We start from the raw sequence: 17,374 nt of genomic DNA on the forward strand, positions 1-17,374 counted from the left end.
GCCTGGTTTTAAGAAAACATAGAAGTCCCGATAACAGCGAAAATGATTCCGATGGCATAGAAAGCTAATAGAATGATCGTAATTATACCCAGGTAGCGAAAATAAGCTTTCAAATTTTGAAATGAATAATTCAACGCATGCTGGTCGTTTCCATTTAAAGAAGCGCTCATTCGGTTGGCAAAACGTAACAAATAAAGAAGTGGAAAAAATATGATTAGGGCGCTGATGATATAAATAAAAGCGAACGCTCCCATGCCAAAAGTTCCAAAAATATTGGAAGAGCCGTATTCCTGACTTATGCTGCTACTCATTTCAGAGGACATGCCAATCAACATAAAAATACCCATGACCAACATAAACGCAAGAAGGATGAAACCGCAGATTGCCAGGAATTTTGCCCACCGGGCAGTATCAGCAAGATGAGCTTTCGTTACAGGGTCGATGGACAGGGAAAATAAAGAAGAAGTAGGTTCCATAATTATTAGGGTTTGATAAGATTAAATTTAACAGCATCTGTGTATTTATGCAAGTTTAATTTATCACCCAAGAGTCCCCAGTCCCTGCAAAAGGGCACCAGGTTATTGTTGTAAACTGTTATAGGTGTTTTAAAGAAGATATAAAAGAAAAGGTTCTGAGCCTTATGGCTGCAGAACCTTTTAAATATTAGATGTAGAAAAATGAATTGCTCTTTTTCACTCCCGTTAATAGGCCCGGGCAAAGAGGACGCGTTGTTTGGATGGCTTACCGGTTAGTATGCACTTGCCTTCTTCATGTGTATTGTTCAGAGGAATGCAGCGAATGGTCGCTTTGGTCTTTTCCTTGATCGCGTCTTCCGTTTCTGGTGTTCCATCCCAGTGAGCTGATACAAAACCTCCTTTTTCGTCCAGCATTTTTTCAAATTCTTCCCAGCTATCTACTATTGTGGTATGTTCCTCGCGGTAAGTATTAGCTTTTTGGTACAGGTTCTGCTGGATATCATTCAATAATTTCTGGATATTCTCTGCCAGGTTATCTAATGAAAGAGATTGCTTTTCTTTTGTATCCCTACGGGCAACTTCGGCAACATTGTTTTCCAGGTCTCTTGCTCCCAATGCAATCCGCACCGGAACACCCTTCATTTCATATTCGGCAAATTTCCAGCCTGGTCGGGTGTTGTCATTGTCGTCGTATTTGACACTGATGCCCATAGCTTTTAATTGGGAAATAATCTCGCCCACCTTGGCGTCAATTTTTGCTTTTTGTTCTGCGCCCTTGTAAATGGGAACGATTACTACCTGAAGCGGTGCAATTTTGGGTGGCAGAACTAAACCATCATCATCGCTGTGCGCCATAACGAGGGCTCCAATCAGTCGGGTACTCACGCCCCAGCTGGTAGCCCACACATATTCCTGTTTGTTTTCGCGGCTGAGGAACTTAACTTCAAAAGCTTTGGCAAAATTTTGTCCCAGGAAGTGGGAAGTTCCAGCCTGCAAAGCTTTCCCATCCTGCATTAGTGCTTCAATGCAATAGGTGTCTTCAGCACCTGCAAAACGTTCATTCGGCGTTTTTACGCCTTTTACTACAGGCAATGCCATATACTCTTCGGCAAATGTGGCATATACATCCAGCATTTTCTCTGTTTCAACAATGGCTTCTTCGGCAGTAGCATGGGCCGTATGGCCTTCCTGCCAGAGGAATTCAGCTGTGCGCAAAAAAAGCCGGGTACGCATTTCCCAGCGTACTACGTTGGCCCATTGGTTGACCAGGATAGGGAGGTCGCGATAAGATTGTATCCAGTCTTTATAAGTATTCCAGATAATTGCTTCACTGGTTGGACGTACGATCAGTTCTTCTTCCAGTTTTGCCTCAGGATCTACAATTAATTTGCCTTTGTTGGAAGGATCTGTTTTCAAGCGGTAGTGAGTAACAACGGCGCACTCTTTTGCAAAGCCTTCTGCGTTTTTCTCTTCAGCCTCAAACAAGCTTTTGGGGACAAAAAGAGGGAAGTAGGCATTTTGATGCCCGGTTTCCTTGAACATTTTATCCAGCACATCTCTCATATTTTCCCAAAGCGCAAAGCCATAAGGTTTTATCACCATACAGCCTCTGACAGCAGAGTAATCTGCCAGTCCGCCTTTGATCACGAGGTCGTTATACCATTGTGAGTAATCCTGTGACCGTGAAGTAATTTCCTTGCTCATATATTGGTTTGAAGTTTGGAGTTGTCAGTTTGGAGAACTGATAACTATTCTTTTCTTTATCATTAGTTTAACAGCAAACTGCTGTAACTTAGATAAGGATGGTAATTAAATTTGATGCGCAAAAGTAGGCATCTTCCACGTTTAAATACGACTGCCATGAAAACAGTTTTACCGCTTCTCGCCCTTATTACCTTCTTCACCAGCTGCTCGACCGCATATAAATCAGGACAAACACCTGATGACGTATATTATTCACCTGAGCGACCACAAGTTGTCCGTAATGAATATGCCCAGGTAGATAAAGAAAATGACCGTCAGTATCGCGGCAGCAGAAGAAATGAATACCAGGATGATTATTATAACGACAATTACTACAATGACCGGTACCTGCGCATGATGGTACGTAACCGTAGAACATGGTCTGATTTGGATTTTTATTATAGCGATCCTTATGCTTACAGGTATAATTATCCTAACTATTTCTCCAACTACTGGAGTCCGTATAGTGCCTGGAACTCGAATTCATACTGGAATTATTACTATAATCCATATTGCAGCCATTTTTATAATCCTTACTATTATACCAATACTTATTATGGCGGTAGTTATGGCAATGTAATTATCGTGAATCCGAAGAGTCCGGTTTATAACCGGCCTCGAACTGCTAACCTGCAGGTGTACAATTCACCGCAAAAATCGCAGGGCACTCGCCAGCAGAGTTATGGAAATTATAAAAGTGGAGATGCTCCTGTTTACTCTACTCCTGCACCAAGACGCAGCAGTAATACAGGAAATGAGCTGAGAGATATTTTTGGAAGCAGTAATTCATCTTCCTCTGGCAATAATTCCTCTATTTCGCCCTCAAGGCCCTCCAGTAGTAGTTCTGGTAATTCAGGTAGCTCCGGAAGCTCTAGCAGTAGTTCGGGAGGTGCAAGCCGGGCCCCATCACGCAGTTTTTAAAGATATTTGAATCGTAAAAAGGTTTTATGGGTGTTGGCAGCGGCATCTATAGAACCTTTTTTATAAAGCATAGTTTGAAAAGTACAATATGAAAAAAATATTACTATTAACAGTCGGTTATTTACTGTCACAATCAATATTGGCACAAGAGCCTTCTGATGCGCTCAGGTTCTCCTGGACAGTGCCCAGTGGGACAGCCCGCCAACAGGCAATAGGGGGCGCTATGGGGTCTTTGGGAGGGGATATTTCAGCTGCTTATGTTAATCCTGCAGGCTTAGCCTTTTATAAGACCGGTGATTTTGTTTTTAGTCCTATATACCAGGTACAAAGGGCAAAGGGATCTTATCTGGGCTATAATGAAAGCGAGGTGAAAAGGAAAATGCTTTGGGGAACAACAGGATTTGTGACCGGATCGGGTGGAAATGGACGCAAAGTAAAGAGCACTTCTTTTGCGCTTGCTTATAACCGCAGTGCAGATTTCAACAGCAATTTTACTTACAAGGGTGCAAATAATACCAGCTCTTATTCGCAGAAATATCTCGAAGAAATAGCTGGTGATAAAAGCGGTAATAGTGTGAATGTCAACTATCCATTTGGGGCCAGCCTGGCATTTAGAACCCTATGGATCGATACCGTTGGTGGAGGTACTGAACCAAACTTTGATTTTCAAAGCCGGTCCCAGAATATTTTGACTTCCGCTGGCCTATTACAAAGGCAAACATTTCAATCGAGGGGTGGTATCCATGAATTTGCCATTGCGGGTGCAATTAATTTAAATGATAAAGTGATGCTGGGCGGAACTCTTGGAATTCCTGTTTTAAGTTATCATCGTAACACGCAGTTCGCAGAGGCCGATGCCACCGAAAACAGCTCGAACCAATTTAATTTTGCAACAGTAGATGAGGATATTGATGTAAGCGGGGCTGGCATCAATCTGAAGGCAGGTGTGATTTTTAAGCCGGAAGAATACTGGAGGATAGGTTTCGCTTTTCATACACCTACACTTTACAGTTTAACGGATCATACGATGATCACTGTTACGGCAGATGTGGAATCGGCTGATGGGACATTGTTTACCAATAACGAAGATATTACCGGCGCTCCTTCTGAGTTTAAATACACTTTTACTTCTCCATATAGGGCAATAGCCAGTGTTTCGTATGTATTGCGGGAAACCCAGGATATTTCACAACAGAAGGGATTTCTTACCGCTGATATTGAATATGTGAATTATAAGGCTTCCTCTTATGAGCCCGATCAGGAAAGTGCATACGATACAGGTACCACGGAATATTTGAAATCCCTTAACCGGGCTATTGACAATGCTTATAAGGGCGCTTTCAATATCAGGGCCGGTGGCGAACTGAAGTTTACCACTTTTATGGTTCGTGCTGGTGCTGCGTACTATGGCAATCCGTATCAAAACATTAATGGTGAAAAAGGCAGCAAGCTAAATCTGAGTGGTGGGATTGGCTATCGGGATAAGGGTTTTTTTGCTGATCTTACCTATGTGCATTCTATACAGAAAGATACTCATTTTCCTTACCGCCTGATTGATCCCAGTCAGTATTATGGAGCTCAAATCAAGTCGAATGTGGGCAATGTGCTGATGACGGTGGGATTGAAGTTTTGAAAGGTGAGTGTTGATCATGAAAAGTCCTGAAGTGGATTTGTTTAAATGAACAAGGCACTTCAGGACTTTTTATTTATAGATTAGCTGGATCGCAGCCATCGATATTAGTTAAGTAATTATTGCTTTTTAAAGGTCGCGGTAACATCAACCTGTCCCAAAAGAGGGGCATTTTGCTTGTAACCAACTCTTAAATTTGTGCCATCAAAACTTATGATGTTTAATGTTTGATCCTTAATGGTGATGGTAGAGCTATTGGGTAAACTCCAAGTTCCATTATCACTTCCATCGGGAGAACATTTTGTACCAGCATCTGTGGAAACGAAGGTGTTATCTGTTTTTAAGGTTAAGATATCATCTTTTTTGCAAGCAGGAAGAATGGTTGGGTAGCTAGTAATATCTATATCTATACCATTGACTTTTCCTGTTGCAGAAACTAACATGTAGCTGCCGGCAAGGTTTTCTTTTGTAATGGCTGAGGGGTCATTATTGTTGTCATCATCTTTATTACAAGAAGAGACCAAAAGCAGAAGGCTACAAATGGTTAAGAGGTGTTTTATCATTTTAGATAGATTTAATTGTCTTTGTATAACTATAAATCTAAGGTTGGAATTTAAAAATTACTGGCACGAGTAACTATAGCTGGCTAACACAACACCTCCTATTTTTAAATCCTTTAAATTCTTCTTATCATCTGAAACATAATCAATCTGGGTGTTCTCAAGTTTAGTTACATTATTTTCACTGAAAGCCATTGGCAATAGAGATCCTTGTGAATCAAATAAAAGAGGGTTGAAGAAAAAGTCAATCTGATATGTCTGGCTATTTTGTTTTTTGAAAAGATTGGGATTCGTATCATAAGTATAATTGATAGTTCCCTGGGTAGTATCGGTATAGTCTACATAACTTAAAGAAGTGATGTTGTTCCCTGTATAAGTATAGGTATTTTCCACCAGGAGGTCAGAAGCCCCGCCAGTCACATCTAAATACCTTACTTTACTGAGTTTTCCGCCGGTATAAACGAAGTCAAGCCGATAGACTGATGAATAAGTGGAACTTGTATTTGATTTAGAAAAGGTTTCAATTTTGCTAACTGTATTATCACTATTATAACTTATCTGGTCATAAGCTTCTGGAGATGATCCCGCTGAAAAGAAATAATTGCGTTTAGAGACATTATTACCAGTATACTCGAAAGTAAAATTGTAATCGTTGAATTGGATTTTCGATACCTGGTTGCCTGTATAAGTATAAGTACCAGTTTCAATAACCTGGCCGCTGTCGAAATATTGCACATTTGAAACCTTACAAGCATTTTCTGAATTTCCCCCATTGTCATCATCTTTCTTACAGGCCGCAAAAAAAGTTGAAGAAAATAGAGTGAGAATCAAGGCGATTTTAAGGTGATTCATGAGAGGGTGTTTTGAAATGTTAAATTAATTACAATCTACAAAAAAATAACATTTAAAACTAATGTAGATAAAAGTATATTATAACAAGGTGGGCAAAATATTGGCTAGTACTGAATAAATTTTTAATTATTAATTAATAATTTACAGATGGTGTCAACATCGCGAGGGTCTAACCATTGATATTCCTTGTCTTTCCGGAACCAGGTCATTTGTCTTTTTGCATACTGGCGGGTGTTTTTTTTGATGTCTTCTACAGCCTCTGACAATGTGATCTCCCCTGAGAAATAAGTAAAGAGTTCTTTATATCCAACTGTTTGTAAAGCATTCAGTTGTTGATAGGGAAGGAGGGACTGCACTTCTTCCAGCAGTCCTATTTCCATCATATGATCCACCCGGTTATTGATATTTTGGTGCAGTAGTTCTTTGGGAAGTTCCAGGGCAATTTTTTCTATTTTGAAATCCCGTGTAGCTTTAGCTCCCTTTCTATAATCCAGGATTGACCTCCCGGTTGCTTTTTTTACTTCCAAAGCCCTTATCAGGCGGTGTGGATTTTGGATATCGGCTTTCAGATAAAATTCTTCATCGAGGTTCTGCACCTGCTCCTGTAACCAGGTTAATCCATGCTGTCGATATTGATCGTTGATTTCATTTCTTACCTGTATGGGTATATCAGGCATTTCATCCAAGCCATCACAAAATGCTTTAATATATAGCCCTGTTCCGCCTACCATTACAGTAACATCATACTTTGAAAAGATCTCCTTGCATTTTTCCAAAGCATACTGTTCAAAAGTGGCAGCATTTACATTTTGATGAACGGAATGGGACGCAATAAAGTGGTGTTTTACTTCGGCGAGTTCTTCTTCCGAAGGTCTTGCCACACCTATATTCATTTCTTTATAGCACTGACGGCTATCAGCGGAAATGATCTCTGTGCCCAATTGTTTGGCCACAGAGATAGCAACAGATGTTTTACCTACAGCTGTAGGACCTGCGATTATAATGACGGTTTTCAAATATTTTTTTTAATATTCGTCCTGATGATCTTCGTGTCGTTCCTCAGTGTCATTGCCGTGGGTGTCGTCCTCGCCTTCTTCGCCAAAGCCTTCAGCGTCTTTTGTGAGGTCATACTTTTCTTCAACATCAGCAAAGCGTTCGCCCAGCAAACTTTTTGTACCGTACTGACTAGGTGGAATACCTTCTTTGCGTACAACGGCCGGGTAAGTAAGCTTAGGATTTTCTTCTTTGGTAACATTGATCAATTGAACCAGAAACGTCCAATTTTTATTGAAATCATAGACATAGATGAATTTCTGATTTGGATCCCGAATTTCTGAACCTATGGCTGTCTCCTTCATGAGCAGCGGCGGCGCTTTGTACTGTTTGTTGTACACGTCCAAAGAGATTTCCCGACCACGCTGCCAGTTATCGTTACTGCGGTAAAATGTAGCATCATGCTTTTTGTCAAATTCATATGCCTTCAGGATTGACTCGTGCAGGTCAAAGAAATTTTGGGTGTGGCGAATGGCAACATCTCTATAAATGCTATCATCTTCTTCGAAATAGATCCTGAATTTCAATATAGCCATGTAGATATTTTAAATAATATATCAAACAAAAGTAAGAGGGAATAATTTGAAAATATGAAAATGTAACAATTAGCAAGTAAACGTACCCCCTATGCCTTGTCTGTGGCCTTCAAATTTCGTTCCTTGCCTTTTGCGAGCATAAATTGAAAAGCGGCTTCAAATTGGTTAGGAATATGACCGTCCAAAATTGCCTCTCGTATTGCATTCTTAATATCACCAACATGCCTGCAAGGTCCGATGCCAAAGGTCTGCATTATCGTTTCTCCAGTTATTGGTGGCTGCCAGTTACGGAGGCGGTCTTTTTCTTCTACTTCGTGGCAGCGTTCGCGCACATGTTCGAAGTTTTCAAGGTAGCGCTTTACTTTTTGCTTGTTCTTAGAAGTAATATCCGATTCGCATAGTATCATCAGGTCGTCAATGTCTTCCCCGGCATCGAAAAGCAATCTTCTTATTGCAGAGTCTGTTATGTTTTCCTTACTTAGGCTTATGGGACGTAGGTGCAATTCCACCAATTTTTTCACATACTTCATATTTTCACCCAAAGGAAGTTTGAGTTTATTGAAAATCTTGGGGACCATTTTGCCGCCCACCACTTCGTGCCCGTGGAAAGTCCAGCCGTGTTCTTCTTCAAATTTTTTTGTTGCAGGTTTGCCAATGTCATGCAGAATAGCAGCCCAGCGTAACCAGAGATCGAGTGACTTTGCAGCAACGTTATCCAGCACCTGGAGGGTATGGTAGAAATTATCTTTATGTCCGATGCCGTCGATGTTTTCGGCTCCGGAAAGCGCTTCCATTTGTGGAAAAATATAGTGCAGCAAACCAGTTTCAAACATCAATTTGAATCCTATTGATGGTTTGGTGCTCATGATAATTTTATTCAGCTCATCGGTTATGCGTTCCTGGGAAATGATCTTGATCCGGTCGGCATTTTTAGTAATAGCATTTAATGTATTTTCTTCAATAGTAAACTTTAACTGGGTTGCGAAGCGTATTGCCCTCATCATGCGTAAGGGATCATCGCTAAAGGTTTGTGAAGGATCCATGGGGGTTTTGATGATCTTGTTTTCAATATCATCTAAACCAGTGAATGGGTCGATCAGTGTTCCGTAATCCGCTTTATTCAAACTAATTGCAAGTGCATTAATAGTAAAGTCGCGACGGTTTTGATCGTCTATGAGCGTTCCTGGCATTACTTCCGGATTGCGGGAGTGCGACTGGTAACTTTCTTTGCGAGCACCAACAAATTCAATATCAAAGCCACTGCTCAGTTTAAAATGAGCAGTGCCGTAGTGTTTAAATAAATTAACCTGCGGAGCAGGGTGAAACTGTAATGAAGCTGTTTTTGCCAATTTCAGACCGTCTCCCACACAAACAATATCAGCATCTTTAGTAGCCCGGTGCAGAATCTTGTCGCGCACAAACCCACCTATAAGGTAGCAAGGCATGTGCAATTGTTCTGCAGCTGCAGATATCTTTTTTAATATAGCCTCTTCCTTTTCTGTAAAATGAATCTCCATAGATCAACAAAGATAGGTATACACTTCCCGACAAAACCATACCCCAGTCCGCCTGAGGCGGAGAGCATCAGTACACAACGTCTTGTGCATAATTGCTACCATAGAATTAGAATGGGGAGTATATTATGCTCTGATGATGGTTTTCGTGCCATCATTATTCCACTTAATGATTTGGGAAGGCAGAGACGGTGTTACATCGTCCTTGCGCCATTGTACCACATAATCTACCTGTTGGCGTACAATCTCCGTGATTTGTGAAAAAGTTTGTGGTGTTGGTTCCCCGCTAATATTGGCCGAAGTGGAAACTAGTGGCTTATGCAATCTTTTAATGAGGTGCCTACAAAATTCATCACGAACGATCCGAATGGCAATGGAGCCGTCCTGCGCTACCAGATTTGAAGGTAATCCTATAGCATTTTCAAAGATGATCGTTGTTGGTCTTGTTTGTTCCTGTATAAAATCGAAAACGCCTGGATCCGGAGCTGCTACGTATTGAAGGATATCCCGTTCATCTGCCACCAGTACGATCATGCTTTTGCTGTCTTCTCTTTTTTTTATTTCGAACACTTTGCGAATAGCGAATTCATTGGCTGCATCGCACCCTATGCCCCAAACAGTATCGGTAGGGTATAAAATTGTACCCCCATTGCGCAGAACCTGCAAGGCTCTTTCTACTTCCTGGTCAAAAAGTTGTTTCATTGTCTCATTGGCTAATCCCGTAGAGCGGGAGAGGTTAAAATAATATTATGATTCAGAATATTATGATTCAGTTTTCTAATTAAGGGTTCAATTGTTTTACTACTTTCGAAATGATCATTTCCATATCCAATTGTTGCATACATTGGGGGACTTTGTACAACTTGCAAACATTTTTTACGCAGGGCTCACAAGATAATTTTCCAAGTCTTATACCAGTTAGCAACTTTGCATTATAAGGCGCTGTATTGGCCTCATTGCCTGCACCGAAAAGAACAATAGTATTTGTGCCTAAAGCATTTGCCAAATGTGCTGGACCAGAGTCGGTGGTCAGCATCAGTTGCGCAGAAGCTAATAATTCAACAAGTTGGGGAAGGTTCGTTTTTCCAGCAACATTTTCTATGTTACTCTTATTTTCTAACTTGTTCAAAACTTCATCTATAAATGGTTTTTCTTTAGGCGCCCCAATCAAATAAATAGGATGTTTAATATTCTTCCGCAACAATTTGAGCTCTTCGACAGCTTTGGGCACAGTAAGTCTGCGTGAAGAAGCTTCGGAGTTGATATTGACAACAACGTATTGTTTCTTTTGAAAGTTATGGTGAAGTGAGACATTGGGAGTTATTGCTTTTTTTCCTGTAAACATTTCAAGTAAGGCAATATATTCTTCAACACGGTGCAAGTGTCCCGGCTTTGTGTATGTATGTGTCATTACCAAGCCCCGCATCTCTTTTTTAAAGCCTATTCTCTTTTTGGCACCAGAAGCCCAGCCAATAATGGCGGATGAAAAAGAATCGGGTAATGAGAAGAAAAGATCGAACTGATCCGTTTTTTGAATTTCTTTTCCAAATTTCCAAAGGCCTTTTATTCCCTTGTATTCATTTTTATTGAAAATAAACTGATGTTCAAATGAAGGAAAATATTGTAATAGGTCGTGAATTCCTTTTTTAGCAATTACACTAATAGATGCACCAGGATAAAATTGTTGCAATTGGTGGATAAACCCTGTTGACATGACCAAATCTCCCAACCAGTTGGGCAAACGAACCAGAATCTTCATGCAAAAAATTGAGGTGGCAAATTGTGTAAAGTTGCGCTATTTTCAAATTCTGCTATGTTTGCAGCGCAAAAACTTCACATTAAACTATAAACAACAATGAAAGTACGTGAGTCTATTGAACAGGTATGGCAAAACAGGGAGCTGTTATCACAAAAGAATTTCCAGGATGATATTCGTTCTGTAATTGATCTGGTAGACAAAGGCCAATTACGTGTGGCAGAACCTACAGAAAATGGCTGGCAAGTGAATGAATGGGTAAAACAGGCCATCCTGCTTTATTTTGGCATTCAGCCTATGCAAACATGGAATGTAGAGCCTTTTGAGTTCTATGACAAAATGCTTTTGAAGAAGAATTATAAAGAAATCGGTGTGCGCGCTGTTCCTCATGCCGTTGCTCGTTATGGTGCCTTCCTGGCAAAAAATGTGGTATTGATGCCGTCTTATGTGAATATTGGCGCATATGTGGACGAAGGAACTATGGTTGATACTTGGGCAACAGTTGGTAGCTGTGCACAAATTGGAAAAAATGTGCATTTGAGTGGTGGCGTAGGTATTGGTGGCGTTTTAGAACCTTTGCAGGCTTCTCCTGTTATCATTGAGGATGGATGCTTTTTAGGGTCCCGTTCTATTGTTGTAGAAGGTGTTCGGGTTGAAAAAGAAGCTGTATTGGGTGCAAACGTCGTTTTGACCCAATCTACTAAAATTATTGATGTAAGTGGTAGTGAGCCTAAGGAATACAAAGGTGTAGTTCCTGCACGTAGTGTTGTAATTCCGGGTAGCTATCCGAAAAAATTCCCTGCTGGCGAGTACAATGTAAACTGTGCCCTGATCATTGGACAACGCAAGCCTAGTACAGATTTAAAAACAAGCTTGAATGATGCACTGAGAGATTTTAATGTCGCAGTATAATCAGTAAGACAAATGATTTGATTGACGAATAAGTTGGGGCTGTAAAGGCCTTACTTATTCGTCTTTTTTATGGTGTACTGTCCCTGGCAATTTTTAAAGTATCTGGCCGAGTTGTAACCCGGCTACAGGCAGTTAAGATCAAAGAAATGATGGCTGTTATGAATAAACTTTTCATACTGGTCTGAATTGATATAAGTTTTATTTATCCAATAAAGTGCCGGTATGATGTGATGGCATAATTCTTTCATCTTTTATTGCTATTGGTCAACTTTAAAATTTTGATTATGCAGGATCACAAGAAAGAAAATACTGGTGAAAAAGATAAATCCCAACAAATTGGGCAAGATCGCCCTACACAGGAAAGTTATGGTCCCTTTGAACCAATTAAAATTGATCGACAGGAAGGAAATATGAACCATGGAACTTTAGGCGGAAATTTTGGAGAGGATGCTGCAACCAAAGCTGATGATCAGTTAATGAATGATCATACGGATGAGCCTTTTAGTCCACCTTAATAATTCCATCTTAATAATAATATCACATAGGTGTGGGGTTAGAAGCACTGAGTTAAATTATATAATTTATAAGATAATCAGTAAATAAGCCCCCGCAATACGCGGGGGCTTATTTACATCAATTGGAAAATGGATTGTTCCTTTATTAAAAACTTAAGGTCTATAATTATCGTTTTTGCTGTTGGTTTTTCTTAGGAACAGGTACTAAAGCTGGTTTTTTCAATCCCAACAAAATCGCTATAAAATCTCTCAGTCTCATAGTATTATTTTAGTTATTAAAGTTTGATCAATCTGCGGTTATAGGGGTAACCACTCGTTGAAAACTAAATTACGGAATTAACGTTGAGTTTTATGTTAAAGACAAAAGAAGTATGGATTTTAACAAAGAAGACTTAAGTTTCTTGTCTTAATACTTCTAAAGGCGGTTTTATGAATACACTGCGGCTATTGGTTAGGCCTATGATTACTGTGAGACAACAAACCACTATAAAAACGACAAATATGGGTAATAATTGAGGCGTAAAGGTTGTTTCAAAAGTGTAATGAGCTAAGGCCCAGCTTGCTGCAAGTGATAAAACGATGCCTGTTGCTGCAGCCAGTGCACCTAAAAAGAAATATTCAAGGGCTGTAATAACCAGGATTTGCTTACGGCTGGCACCTAAAGTGCGCAATAAAACACTTTCCTGCATCCGTTGGTACTTACTGATGAGAACCGAAGCTATTAAAACTACTAACCCGGTGAAAATGCTAAATCCCGCCATGAACCGTATGACAAATCCAATTTTGTCCAGTATTTCATCAAGAATATTGAGTACAAGGCCCAAATCGATTATTGAAACGTTTGGAAACTGGCGCACCATTGCCTGTTGGAAGCGGGCTGAAGCCTGAGGGGATTGTACACGGGTAAGGAGGACATGAAACTGCGGAGCTTCTTCCAGCACCCCTTTGGGGAATACTACCAGGAAATTGGTTTGGATTCGGTTCCAGTCAACTTCTCTAAGGCTTCCTACAATAGTAGAGATCAATGCTCCCTGCACATTAAAAGTCATCGTATCACCAATTTTTATTTTATTTCGTCGGGCGAAATTTTGCTCGAGAGAAATAGGAATGGTAGCGCTTTTGGAAGTTCCTGCCCATTTACCTCCAACTATTTTTTCTGAGCTGATCAGTGAATCGCGGAATGTAACGCGGTATTCACGAATAAAGATTCTGCGCGGAAGATCCAGGGTTGTGTCCTTTAATAGTTGTGCATCGGTAACACCATTAACAGCTTCCAATCGCATATTGACAATAGGTACACTTTGGAGTACCGGAAGTCCAAAGGAATGTGTTAATTGCTCAACTTTTTCTTTTTGTTTTGGCTGTATGTCGAATAAAACAAAGTTAGGTTGATTGCCACTTGCAGATAATTGTACCCTATTGAGTAAAATTCCTTGAACTAAAAACAAGGTACAGATGAAAGCCGTTCCCAATCCGATAGAAACCAGCAAAATAGTTGTTTGGTTATTAGGTCGTTGTAAGTTTGCCAGGCCTTGGCGCCATAAATAACTCCATGATACTGGAAAAAAACGGCGAACCATCCAAATGAGGATAACAGCTATTGCGGTAAGTATCAGGAAAGATGTCAGTAGACCTGCTGTAAAAAAGAATGTTTCTGCCCAGTTCTTTAACTGCAGGTAAGTAAAACCTATAACAAATAGCAGGATCAGGCCATAGACCATCCACTTCAAAACATCTTTCTGCAAGCTATGATGTTCAAAAGAAAGACGAAGGGTATGCAATGGAGATATTTTACGGATCGATATCAATGGGCTGAGGGCAAACAGGACAGAAATAATCAGTCCTAAAGCAATGCCTTGTCCGATAGCACTCCATGAAATTTGGGTAGTCAGCGAAATGGGGAGAAAGTCCTGGAAAACTGTAGGCAGGAATCTTTGAATGATACTCCCTAATAGAGCACCAACCAGCGAGCCTAACAATCCGATGCCTATGATCTGGATAAGGTAGATCAGAATTGCTTGTAAAGCACTTGTCCCGAGGCAACGCAGAATTGCAATTGCAGCAACCTTTTCACGCACGTAAATATGTATGGCACTAGCCACACCAACACATCCCAGTAACAAGGCTATGAAGCCAACAAGTGCCAGAAAATCTGCGAGGTCCTTGAAAGCCCGGCTGGTGTCTTCTTTCTGACTTTGGATGGTATCATAGTTCAGGCCTTCTGCTTCCAGTTGAGGTTCAAGCTTTTTTACTACCTGCTCTATATTGACTTTGTGGTCATATTTAAAATAATGACGGTAGGTAATGCGGCTGCCTTTTTGAGACAACCCGGTCTGATCCAAATAGTGAAGTGGAATATATACAGGTGGAGAAACGGAGGTTGAAAAGCCTGTTTGTCCCGGCATCTTTAGAAGTGTACCTGCAATAGCAAATGAGAGGCTCCCCAACTTAATGGAATCGCCAACCTTTACGCCAAATTGAAGCATAAGCGATTGATCAACCAAAGCCGCTCTGGCATTACGGAATGTTTTATGGGCTGTGGCAGGTTGGGTTTCCAATTTGCCGTAATAAGGAAAATCACCTTCTAATGCCCGTACCTGTACCAATCTTACTCCATTGGTCTTAGGAAATAAAGCCATGGAGACAAAGCTTCGTTCCTCGGACCTGCGGTCGCCTAGAGATGCAAACAGGTTTTGAGCTTTTGGTGTGGGGCGGTTATTGCCTGAAATCTCTAGATCTGCTCCAATTAATTCTGCGGCCTGGTTGTCAATTTCCTGCTGCATATTATCTCCCAGTGAATAAATGGCAACTAAGGCTGCTATGCCCAGGATAATTGAAGATATAAACAGTAATAATCTTGATCGGTTTCGGCGACTGTCACGCCACGCCATGCGTATGAGCCAGGAAAGATGTAAAGAGGAGTTGGGTTTCATGGTGAAAATGAAATGGTGAATTGGCTTTAATTAAATTTCCTGAAGGAACCTGCTGCAGAGGCCTGGAATACATCGGTGTTTTCATCAGAAATTAATTTACCTCCTTTCAGGCGAATGATACGTCTGGTTTTGGAGGCTAATTCAAGGTCATGGGTTACAAGAACCAAAGTGGTTCCTGCTTGTTTGTTAATTTCAAAGATCAATTCGATAACCTTTTCACTGGTTTCAGCATCGAGATTGCCAGTAGGCTCATCTGCAAAGAGAATACGTGGCCTGTTAGAAAATGCCCTTGCAAGGGAAACTCGTTGCTGTTCGCCTCCACTTAACTGAACAGGGTAATGATGACTGCGTTCTGCAAGCCCCACCCTGCCTAACAGGTCCATTGCACGTGCCTTAATGTTTTTTTCGCCCCTTAATTCCATCGGGACCATTACATTTTCCAATGCAGTTAAGGTGGGCAATAATTGGAAGTTTTGAAAAATGAAGCCTACATATTGATTGCGTATCTGTGCCCGCTGATCTTCATTTAAATGATCTAAGCGGATGTTCTCTAATTCAACAGTGCCGCTGCTAGCACGGTCCAGGCCGGCACAAAGACCAAGCAATGTCGTTTTCCCACTGCCCGATGGTCCGACTATTGACATGGTAGATCCATGTTCAACAGAGAATGTAATGTTGTCTAGTACGGTTAGGGTATGTTCTCCGCTCTGGTAAGTTTTGCTGACATTTCGTATGTTAAGAATCGGTTCCATTGTTGCTGTTGTTCTGCTAAAAATACTTTTTTAGTAGAACAATAAATGTTGCAGGAATGTTTATATCTTTTTGGTAAAAGCTGACAGTATGTATAAGATCAATGTATTAGGGCTTTTTTTTATGTGGTTGGTGATGGCTGCTTCATGTGGGGGTAAGGAAAAGACTGCCAGTGAATCAAAGAAAACAGTCCCGGTATCAATAGGAAGTAGTAATCTAAAAACGATTCTGTTTTTTGGGAATAGTCTTACGGCTGGTTATGGCGTAGAGCCTTCACAGTCTTTTCCTGCACTCATTCAAGATAAAATTGATTCTTTGCAGCTTTCATATAAGGTGATTAATGCTGGCGTGAGCGGGGAAACATCTGCTGGTGGAAATAGTCGGATTGACTGGATTTTAAAACAGCCTGTAGATGTATTTGTTCTGGAGCTGGGAGCCAATGATGGACTAAGGGGGGTGCCGGTAGATGAAACCCAAAGAAATCTCCAATCTATCATTGATAAAGTGAAAGCAAAATATCCTGATGCCAAACTGGTGTTGGCTGGCATGCAGGTGCCACCCAACATGGGGCAAAAATATGCTTCTGATTTCCAGTCTATTTTTCCTGTTTTGGCAAAGAAAAATGGAATGGCTCTGATTCCATTTTTACTGGAAAAGGTAGGAGGGGAAGCAAAACTGAATCAGGAAGATGGTATACACCCTTCTCCTGAAGGCCACAGAATTTTGGCGGAGAATGTTTGGAGCGTATTGGAAAAGGAATTATGAGCGTGATGAAACTCGGCAAATGACTGGTAAGTTGTCAGGTTATTTTTTCTGAGATTTTCTATCCCTGATATTGAGCCACAAGCTCATTGCCAGGCTGATGATGAAACCTATCAGGGTGACAGTTTCAACCAGATGTTCATTAAATTCAATACCAGTAAGCTTGAATAACAGGAAACGTATATAAGATCCTTGCTGGTCATGGTATCCTAATATTTCTCTTACTTTATAGTGCCAGTCAGTACATAGGCAATAACCCCAGCCATACCAGATTCCTAAAACAAACCAGGAGAAAGCTGTTAAAATAAGTGTGAAAAGATTCCACTTCCGGGTAGCTGGAAATATCCAGCCTGATAAATTGAACAGGGTGAGTAGGGTATGAAATATAAAGAAGAAGGAATTAAGGAAATAATACCACATCTGGGGTGGGTTGAAATTTTTATTTTTCTAAAATACAACTT

At 40.6% G+C, this 17,374-nt stretch carries 17 protein-coding genes; 5 read left to right on the top strand and 12 right to left on the bottom strand.

Features of this window, described 5'->3' with window-relative positions; genetic code table 11:
- Positions 1-8: 8 nt before the first annotated feature.
- Together OCK74_RS07460 and proS are read right to left on the bottom strand one after the other, a co-directional pair.
- Positions 9-476 (bottom strand): DUF5362 family protein, encoded by a 468-nt coding sequence (locus OCK74_RS07460; RefSeq protein ID WP_279296392.1) that lies wholly within the window; start codon positions 474-476, stop codon positions 9-11.
- 225 nt (positions 477-701) lie between these two features.
- The gene (gene proS, locus OCK74_RS07465) at positions 702-2,180 is read right to left on the bottom strand and encodes a proline--tRNA ligase (protein ID WP_279296393.1); all 1,479 of its coding nucleotides are present in this window, start codon (positions 2,178-2,180) and stop codon (positions 702-704) included.
- Between the two features lie 156 nt (positions 2,181-2,336).
- Here proS and OCK74_RS07470 point away from each other — a divergent pair, with 156 nt between their 5' ends.
- Both OCK74_RS07470 and OCK74_RS07475 read left to right on the top strand, forming a co-directional pair.
- Positions 2,337-3,140 (top strand): hypothetical protein, encoded by an 804-nt coding sequence (locus OCK74_RS07470; RefSeq protein WP_279296394.1) that lies wholly within the window; start codon positions 2,337-2,339, stop codon positions 3,138-3,140.
- Positions 3,141-3,228: 88 nt separating this feature from the next.
- On the top strand, positions 3,229-4,773 hold the full coding sequence (locus tag OCK74_RS07475) for an OmpP1/FadL family transporter (protein ID WP_279296395.1): 1,545 nt from the start codon (positions 3,229-3,231) through the stop codon (positions 4,771-4,773).
- Between the two features lie 116 nt (positions 4,774-4,889).
- On the opposite strand, the gene OCK74_RS07480 is transcribed toward OCK74_RS07475, so the two are convergent.
- From OCK74_RS07480 to OCK74_RS07510, 7 genes are all read right to left on the bottom strand, one after another.
- Entirely contained in the window at positions 4,890-5,333 is a 444-nt protein-coding gene (locus OCK74_RS07480) for a lipocalin-like domain-containing protein (RefSeq protein WP_279296396.1), read from the bottom strand.
- A gap of 57 nt (positions 5,334-5,390) precedes the next feature.
- Complete coding sequence (locus tag OCK74_RS07485; RefSeq protein ID WP_279296397.1) at positions 5,391-6,182, bottom strand: hypothetical protein; 792 nt, start codon at positions 6,180-6,182, stop codon at positions 5,391-5,393.
- Positions 6,183-6,304: 122 nt separating this feature from the next.
- Positions 6,305-7,198 carry a tRNA (adenosine(37)-N6)-dimethylallyltransferase MiaA gene (gene miaA / locus OCK74_RS07490; RefSeq protein WP_279296398.1) on the bottom strand — a complete coding sequence of 298 codons (894 nt, stop codon included), beginning with the start codon at positions 7,196-7,198 and terminating at the stop codon, positions 6,305-6,307.
- Between the two features lie 9 nt (positions 7,199-7,207).
- Positions 7,208-7,771 carry an IS1096 element passenger TnpR family protein gene (locus tag OCK74_RS07495; protein WP_279296399.1) on the bottom strand — a complete coding sequence of 188 codons (564 nt, stop codon included), beginning with the start codon at positions 7,769-7,771 and terminating at the stop codon, positions 7,208-7,210.
- Positions 7,772-7,860: 89 nt separating this feature from the next.
- Positions 7,861-9,288, bottom strand: coding sequence for a CCA tRNA nucleotidyltransferase (locus OCK74_RS07500; RefSeq protein WP_279296400.1), 1,428 nt, complete (start codon positions 9,286-9,288; stop codon positions 7,861-7,863).
- A gap of 123 nt (positions 9,289-9,411) precedes the next feature.
- On the bottom strand, positions 9,412-9,987 hold the full coding sequence (locus OCK74_RS07505; RefSeq protein ID WP_279296401.1) for an L-threonylcarbamoyladenylate synthase: 576 nt from the start codon (positions 9,985-9,987) through the stop codon (positions 9,412-9,414).
- Between the two features lie 79 nt (positions 9,988-10,066).
- Positions 10,067-11,044, bottom strand: a complete 978-nt coding sequence (locus OCK74_RS07510) for a glycosyltransferase family 9 protein (protein WP_279296402.1) — start codon at positions 11,042-11,044, stop codon at positions 10,067-10,069.
- 96 nt (positions 11,045-11,140) lie between these two features.
- Between OCK74_RS07510 and OCK74_RS07515 the strand changes: the two genes are divergently transcribed.
- Positions 11,141-11,953 carry a 2,3,4,5-tetrahydropyridine-2,6-dicarboxylate N-succinyltransferase gene (locus OCK74_RS07515; protein WP_279296403.1) on the top strand — a complete coding sequence of 271 codons (813 nt, stop codon included), beginning with the start codon at positions 11,141-11,143 and terminating at the stop codon, positions 11,951-11,953.
- 284 nt (positions 11,954-12,237) lie between these two features.
- Positions 12,238-12,468, top strand: a complete 231-nt coding sequence (locus tag OCK74_RS07520) for a hypothetical protein (protein WP_279296404.1) — start codon at positions 12,238-12,240, stop codon at positions 12,466-12,468.
- A gap of 392 nt (positions 12,469-12,860) precedes the next feature.
- Here the strand turns inward: OCK74_RS07520 and OCK74_RS07525 are convergent, their stop codons facing one another.
- Both OCK74_RS07525 and OCK74_RS07530 read right to left on the bottom strand, forming a co-directional pair.
- The gene (locus OCK74_RS07525) at positions 12,861-15,401 is read right to left on the bottom strand and encodes an ABC transporter permease (protein WP_279296405.1); all 2,541 of its coding nucleotides are present in this window, start codon (positions 15,399-15,401) and stop codon (positions 12,861-12,863) included.
- Positions 15,402-15,427: 26 nt separating this feature from the next.
- The gene (locus OCK74_RS07530) at positions 15,428-16,153 is read right to left on the bottom strand and encodes an ABC transporter ATP-binding protein (RefSeq protein WP_279296406.1); all 726 of its coding nucleotides are present in this window, start codon (positions 16,151-16,153) and stop codon (positions 15,428-15,430) included.
- Between the two features lie 88 nt (positions 16,154-16,241).
- Here OCK74_RS07530 and OCK74_RS07535 point away from each other — a divergent pair, with 88 nt between their 5' ends.
- Positions 16,242-16,916 (top strand): arylesterase, encoded by a 675-nt coding sequence (locus OCK74_RS07535; RefSeq protein ID WP_279296407.1) that lies wholly within the window; start codon positions 16,242-16,244, stop codon positions 16,914-16,916.
- Positions 16,917-16,955: 39 nt separating this feature from the next.
- On the opposite strand, the gene OCK74_RS07540 is transcribed toward OCK74_RS07535, so the two are convergent.
- Positions 16,956-17,333, bottom strand: coding sequence for a DUF2784 family protein (locus tag OCK74_RS07540; protein ID WP_279296408.1), 378 nt, complete (start codon positions 17,331-17,333; stop codon positions 16,956-16,958).
- Positions 17,334-17,374 lie beyond the last annotated feature (41 nt).

The sequence above is a fragment of the Paraflavisolibacter caeni genome (genome assembly GCF_025628885.1).
In the GTDB taxonomy this organism is placed as follows: domain Bacteria; phylum Bacteroidota; class Bacteroidia; order Chitinophagales; family Chitinophagaceae; genus Flavisolibacter; species Flavisolibacter caeni.

Coding starts and splice junctions, on each gene's coding strand:
- OCK74_RS07460 (WP_279296392.1), bottom strand. CDS start 476: ATGGAACCTACTTCTTCTTTATTTTCCCTGTCCATCGACCCTGTAACG.
- proS (WP_279296393.1), bottom strand. CDS start 2,180: ATGAGCAAGGAAATTACTTCACGGTCACAGGATTACTCACAATGGTAT.
- OCK74_RS07470 (WP_279296394.1), top strand. CDS start 2,337: ATGAAAACAGTTTTACCGCTTCTCGCCCTTATTACCTTCTTCACCAGC.
- OCK74_RS07475 (WP_279296395.1), top strand. CDS start 3,229: ATGAAAAAAATATTACTATTAACAGTCGGTTATTTACTGTCACAATCA.
- OCK74_RS07480 (WP_279296396.1), bottom strand. CDS start 5,333: ATGATAAAACACCTCTTAACCATTTGTAGCCTTCTGCTTTTGGTCTCT.
- OCK74_RS07485 (WP_279296397.1), bottom strand. CDS start 6,182: ATGAATCACCTTAAAATCGCCTTGATTCTCACTCTATTTTCTTCAACT.
- OCK74_RS07495 (WP_279296399.1), bottom strand. CDS start 7,771: ATGGCTATATTGAAATTCAGGATCTATTTCGAAGAAGATGATAGCATT.
- OCK74_RS07500 (WP_279296400.1), bottom strand. CDS start 9,288: ATGGAGATTCATTTTACAGAAAAGGAAGAGGCTATATTAAAAAAGATA.
- OCK74_RS07505 (WP_279296401.1), bottom strand. CDS start 9,987: ATGAAACAACTTTTTGACCAGGAAGTAGAAAGAGCCTTGCAGGTTCTG.
- OCK74_RS07510 (WP_279296402.1), bottom strand. CDS start 11,044: ATGAAGATTCTGGTTCGTTTGCCCAACTGGTTGGGAGATTTGGTCATG.
- OCK74_RS07515 (WP_279296403.1), top strand. CDS start 11,141: ATGAAAGTACGTGAGTCTATTGAACAGGTATGGCAAAACAGGGAGCTG.
- OCK74_RS07520 (WP_279296404.1), top strand. CDS start 12,238: ATGCAGGATCACAAGAAAGAAAATACTGGTGAAAAAGATAAATCCCAA.
- OCK74_RS07525 (WP_279296405.1), bottom strand. CDS start 15,401: ATGAAACCCAACTCCTCTTTACATCTTTCCTGGCTCATACGCATGGCG.
- OCK74_RS07530 (WP_279296406.1), bottom strand. CDS start 16,153: ATGGAACCGATTCTTAACATACGAAATGTCAGCAAAACTTACCAGAGC.
- OCK74_RS07535 (WP_279296407.1), top strand. CDS start 16,242: ATGTATAAGATCAATGTATTAGGGCTTTTTTTTATGTGGTTGGTGATG.
- OCK74_RS07540 (WP_279296408.1), bottom strand. CDS start 17,333: ATGTGGTATTATTTCCTTAATTCCTTCTTCTTTATATTTCATACCCTA.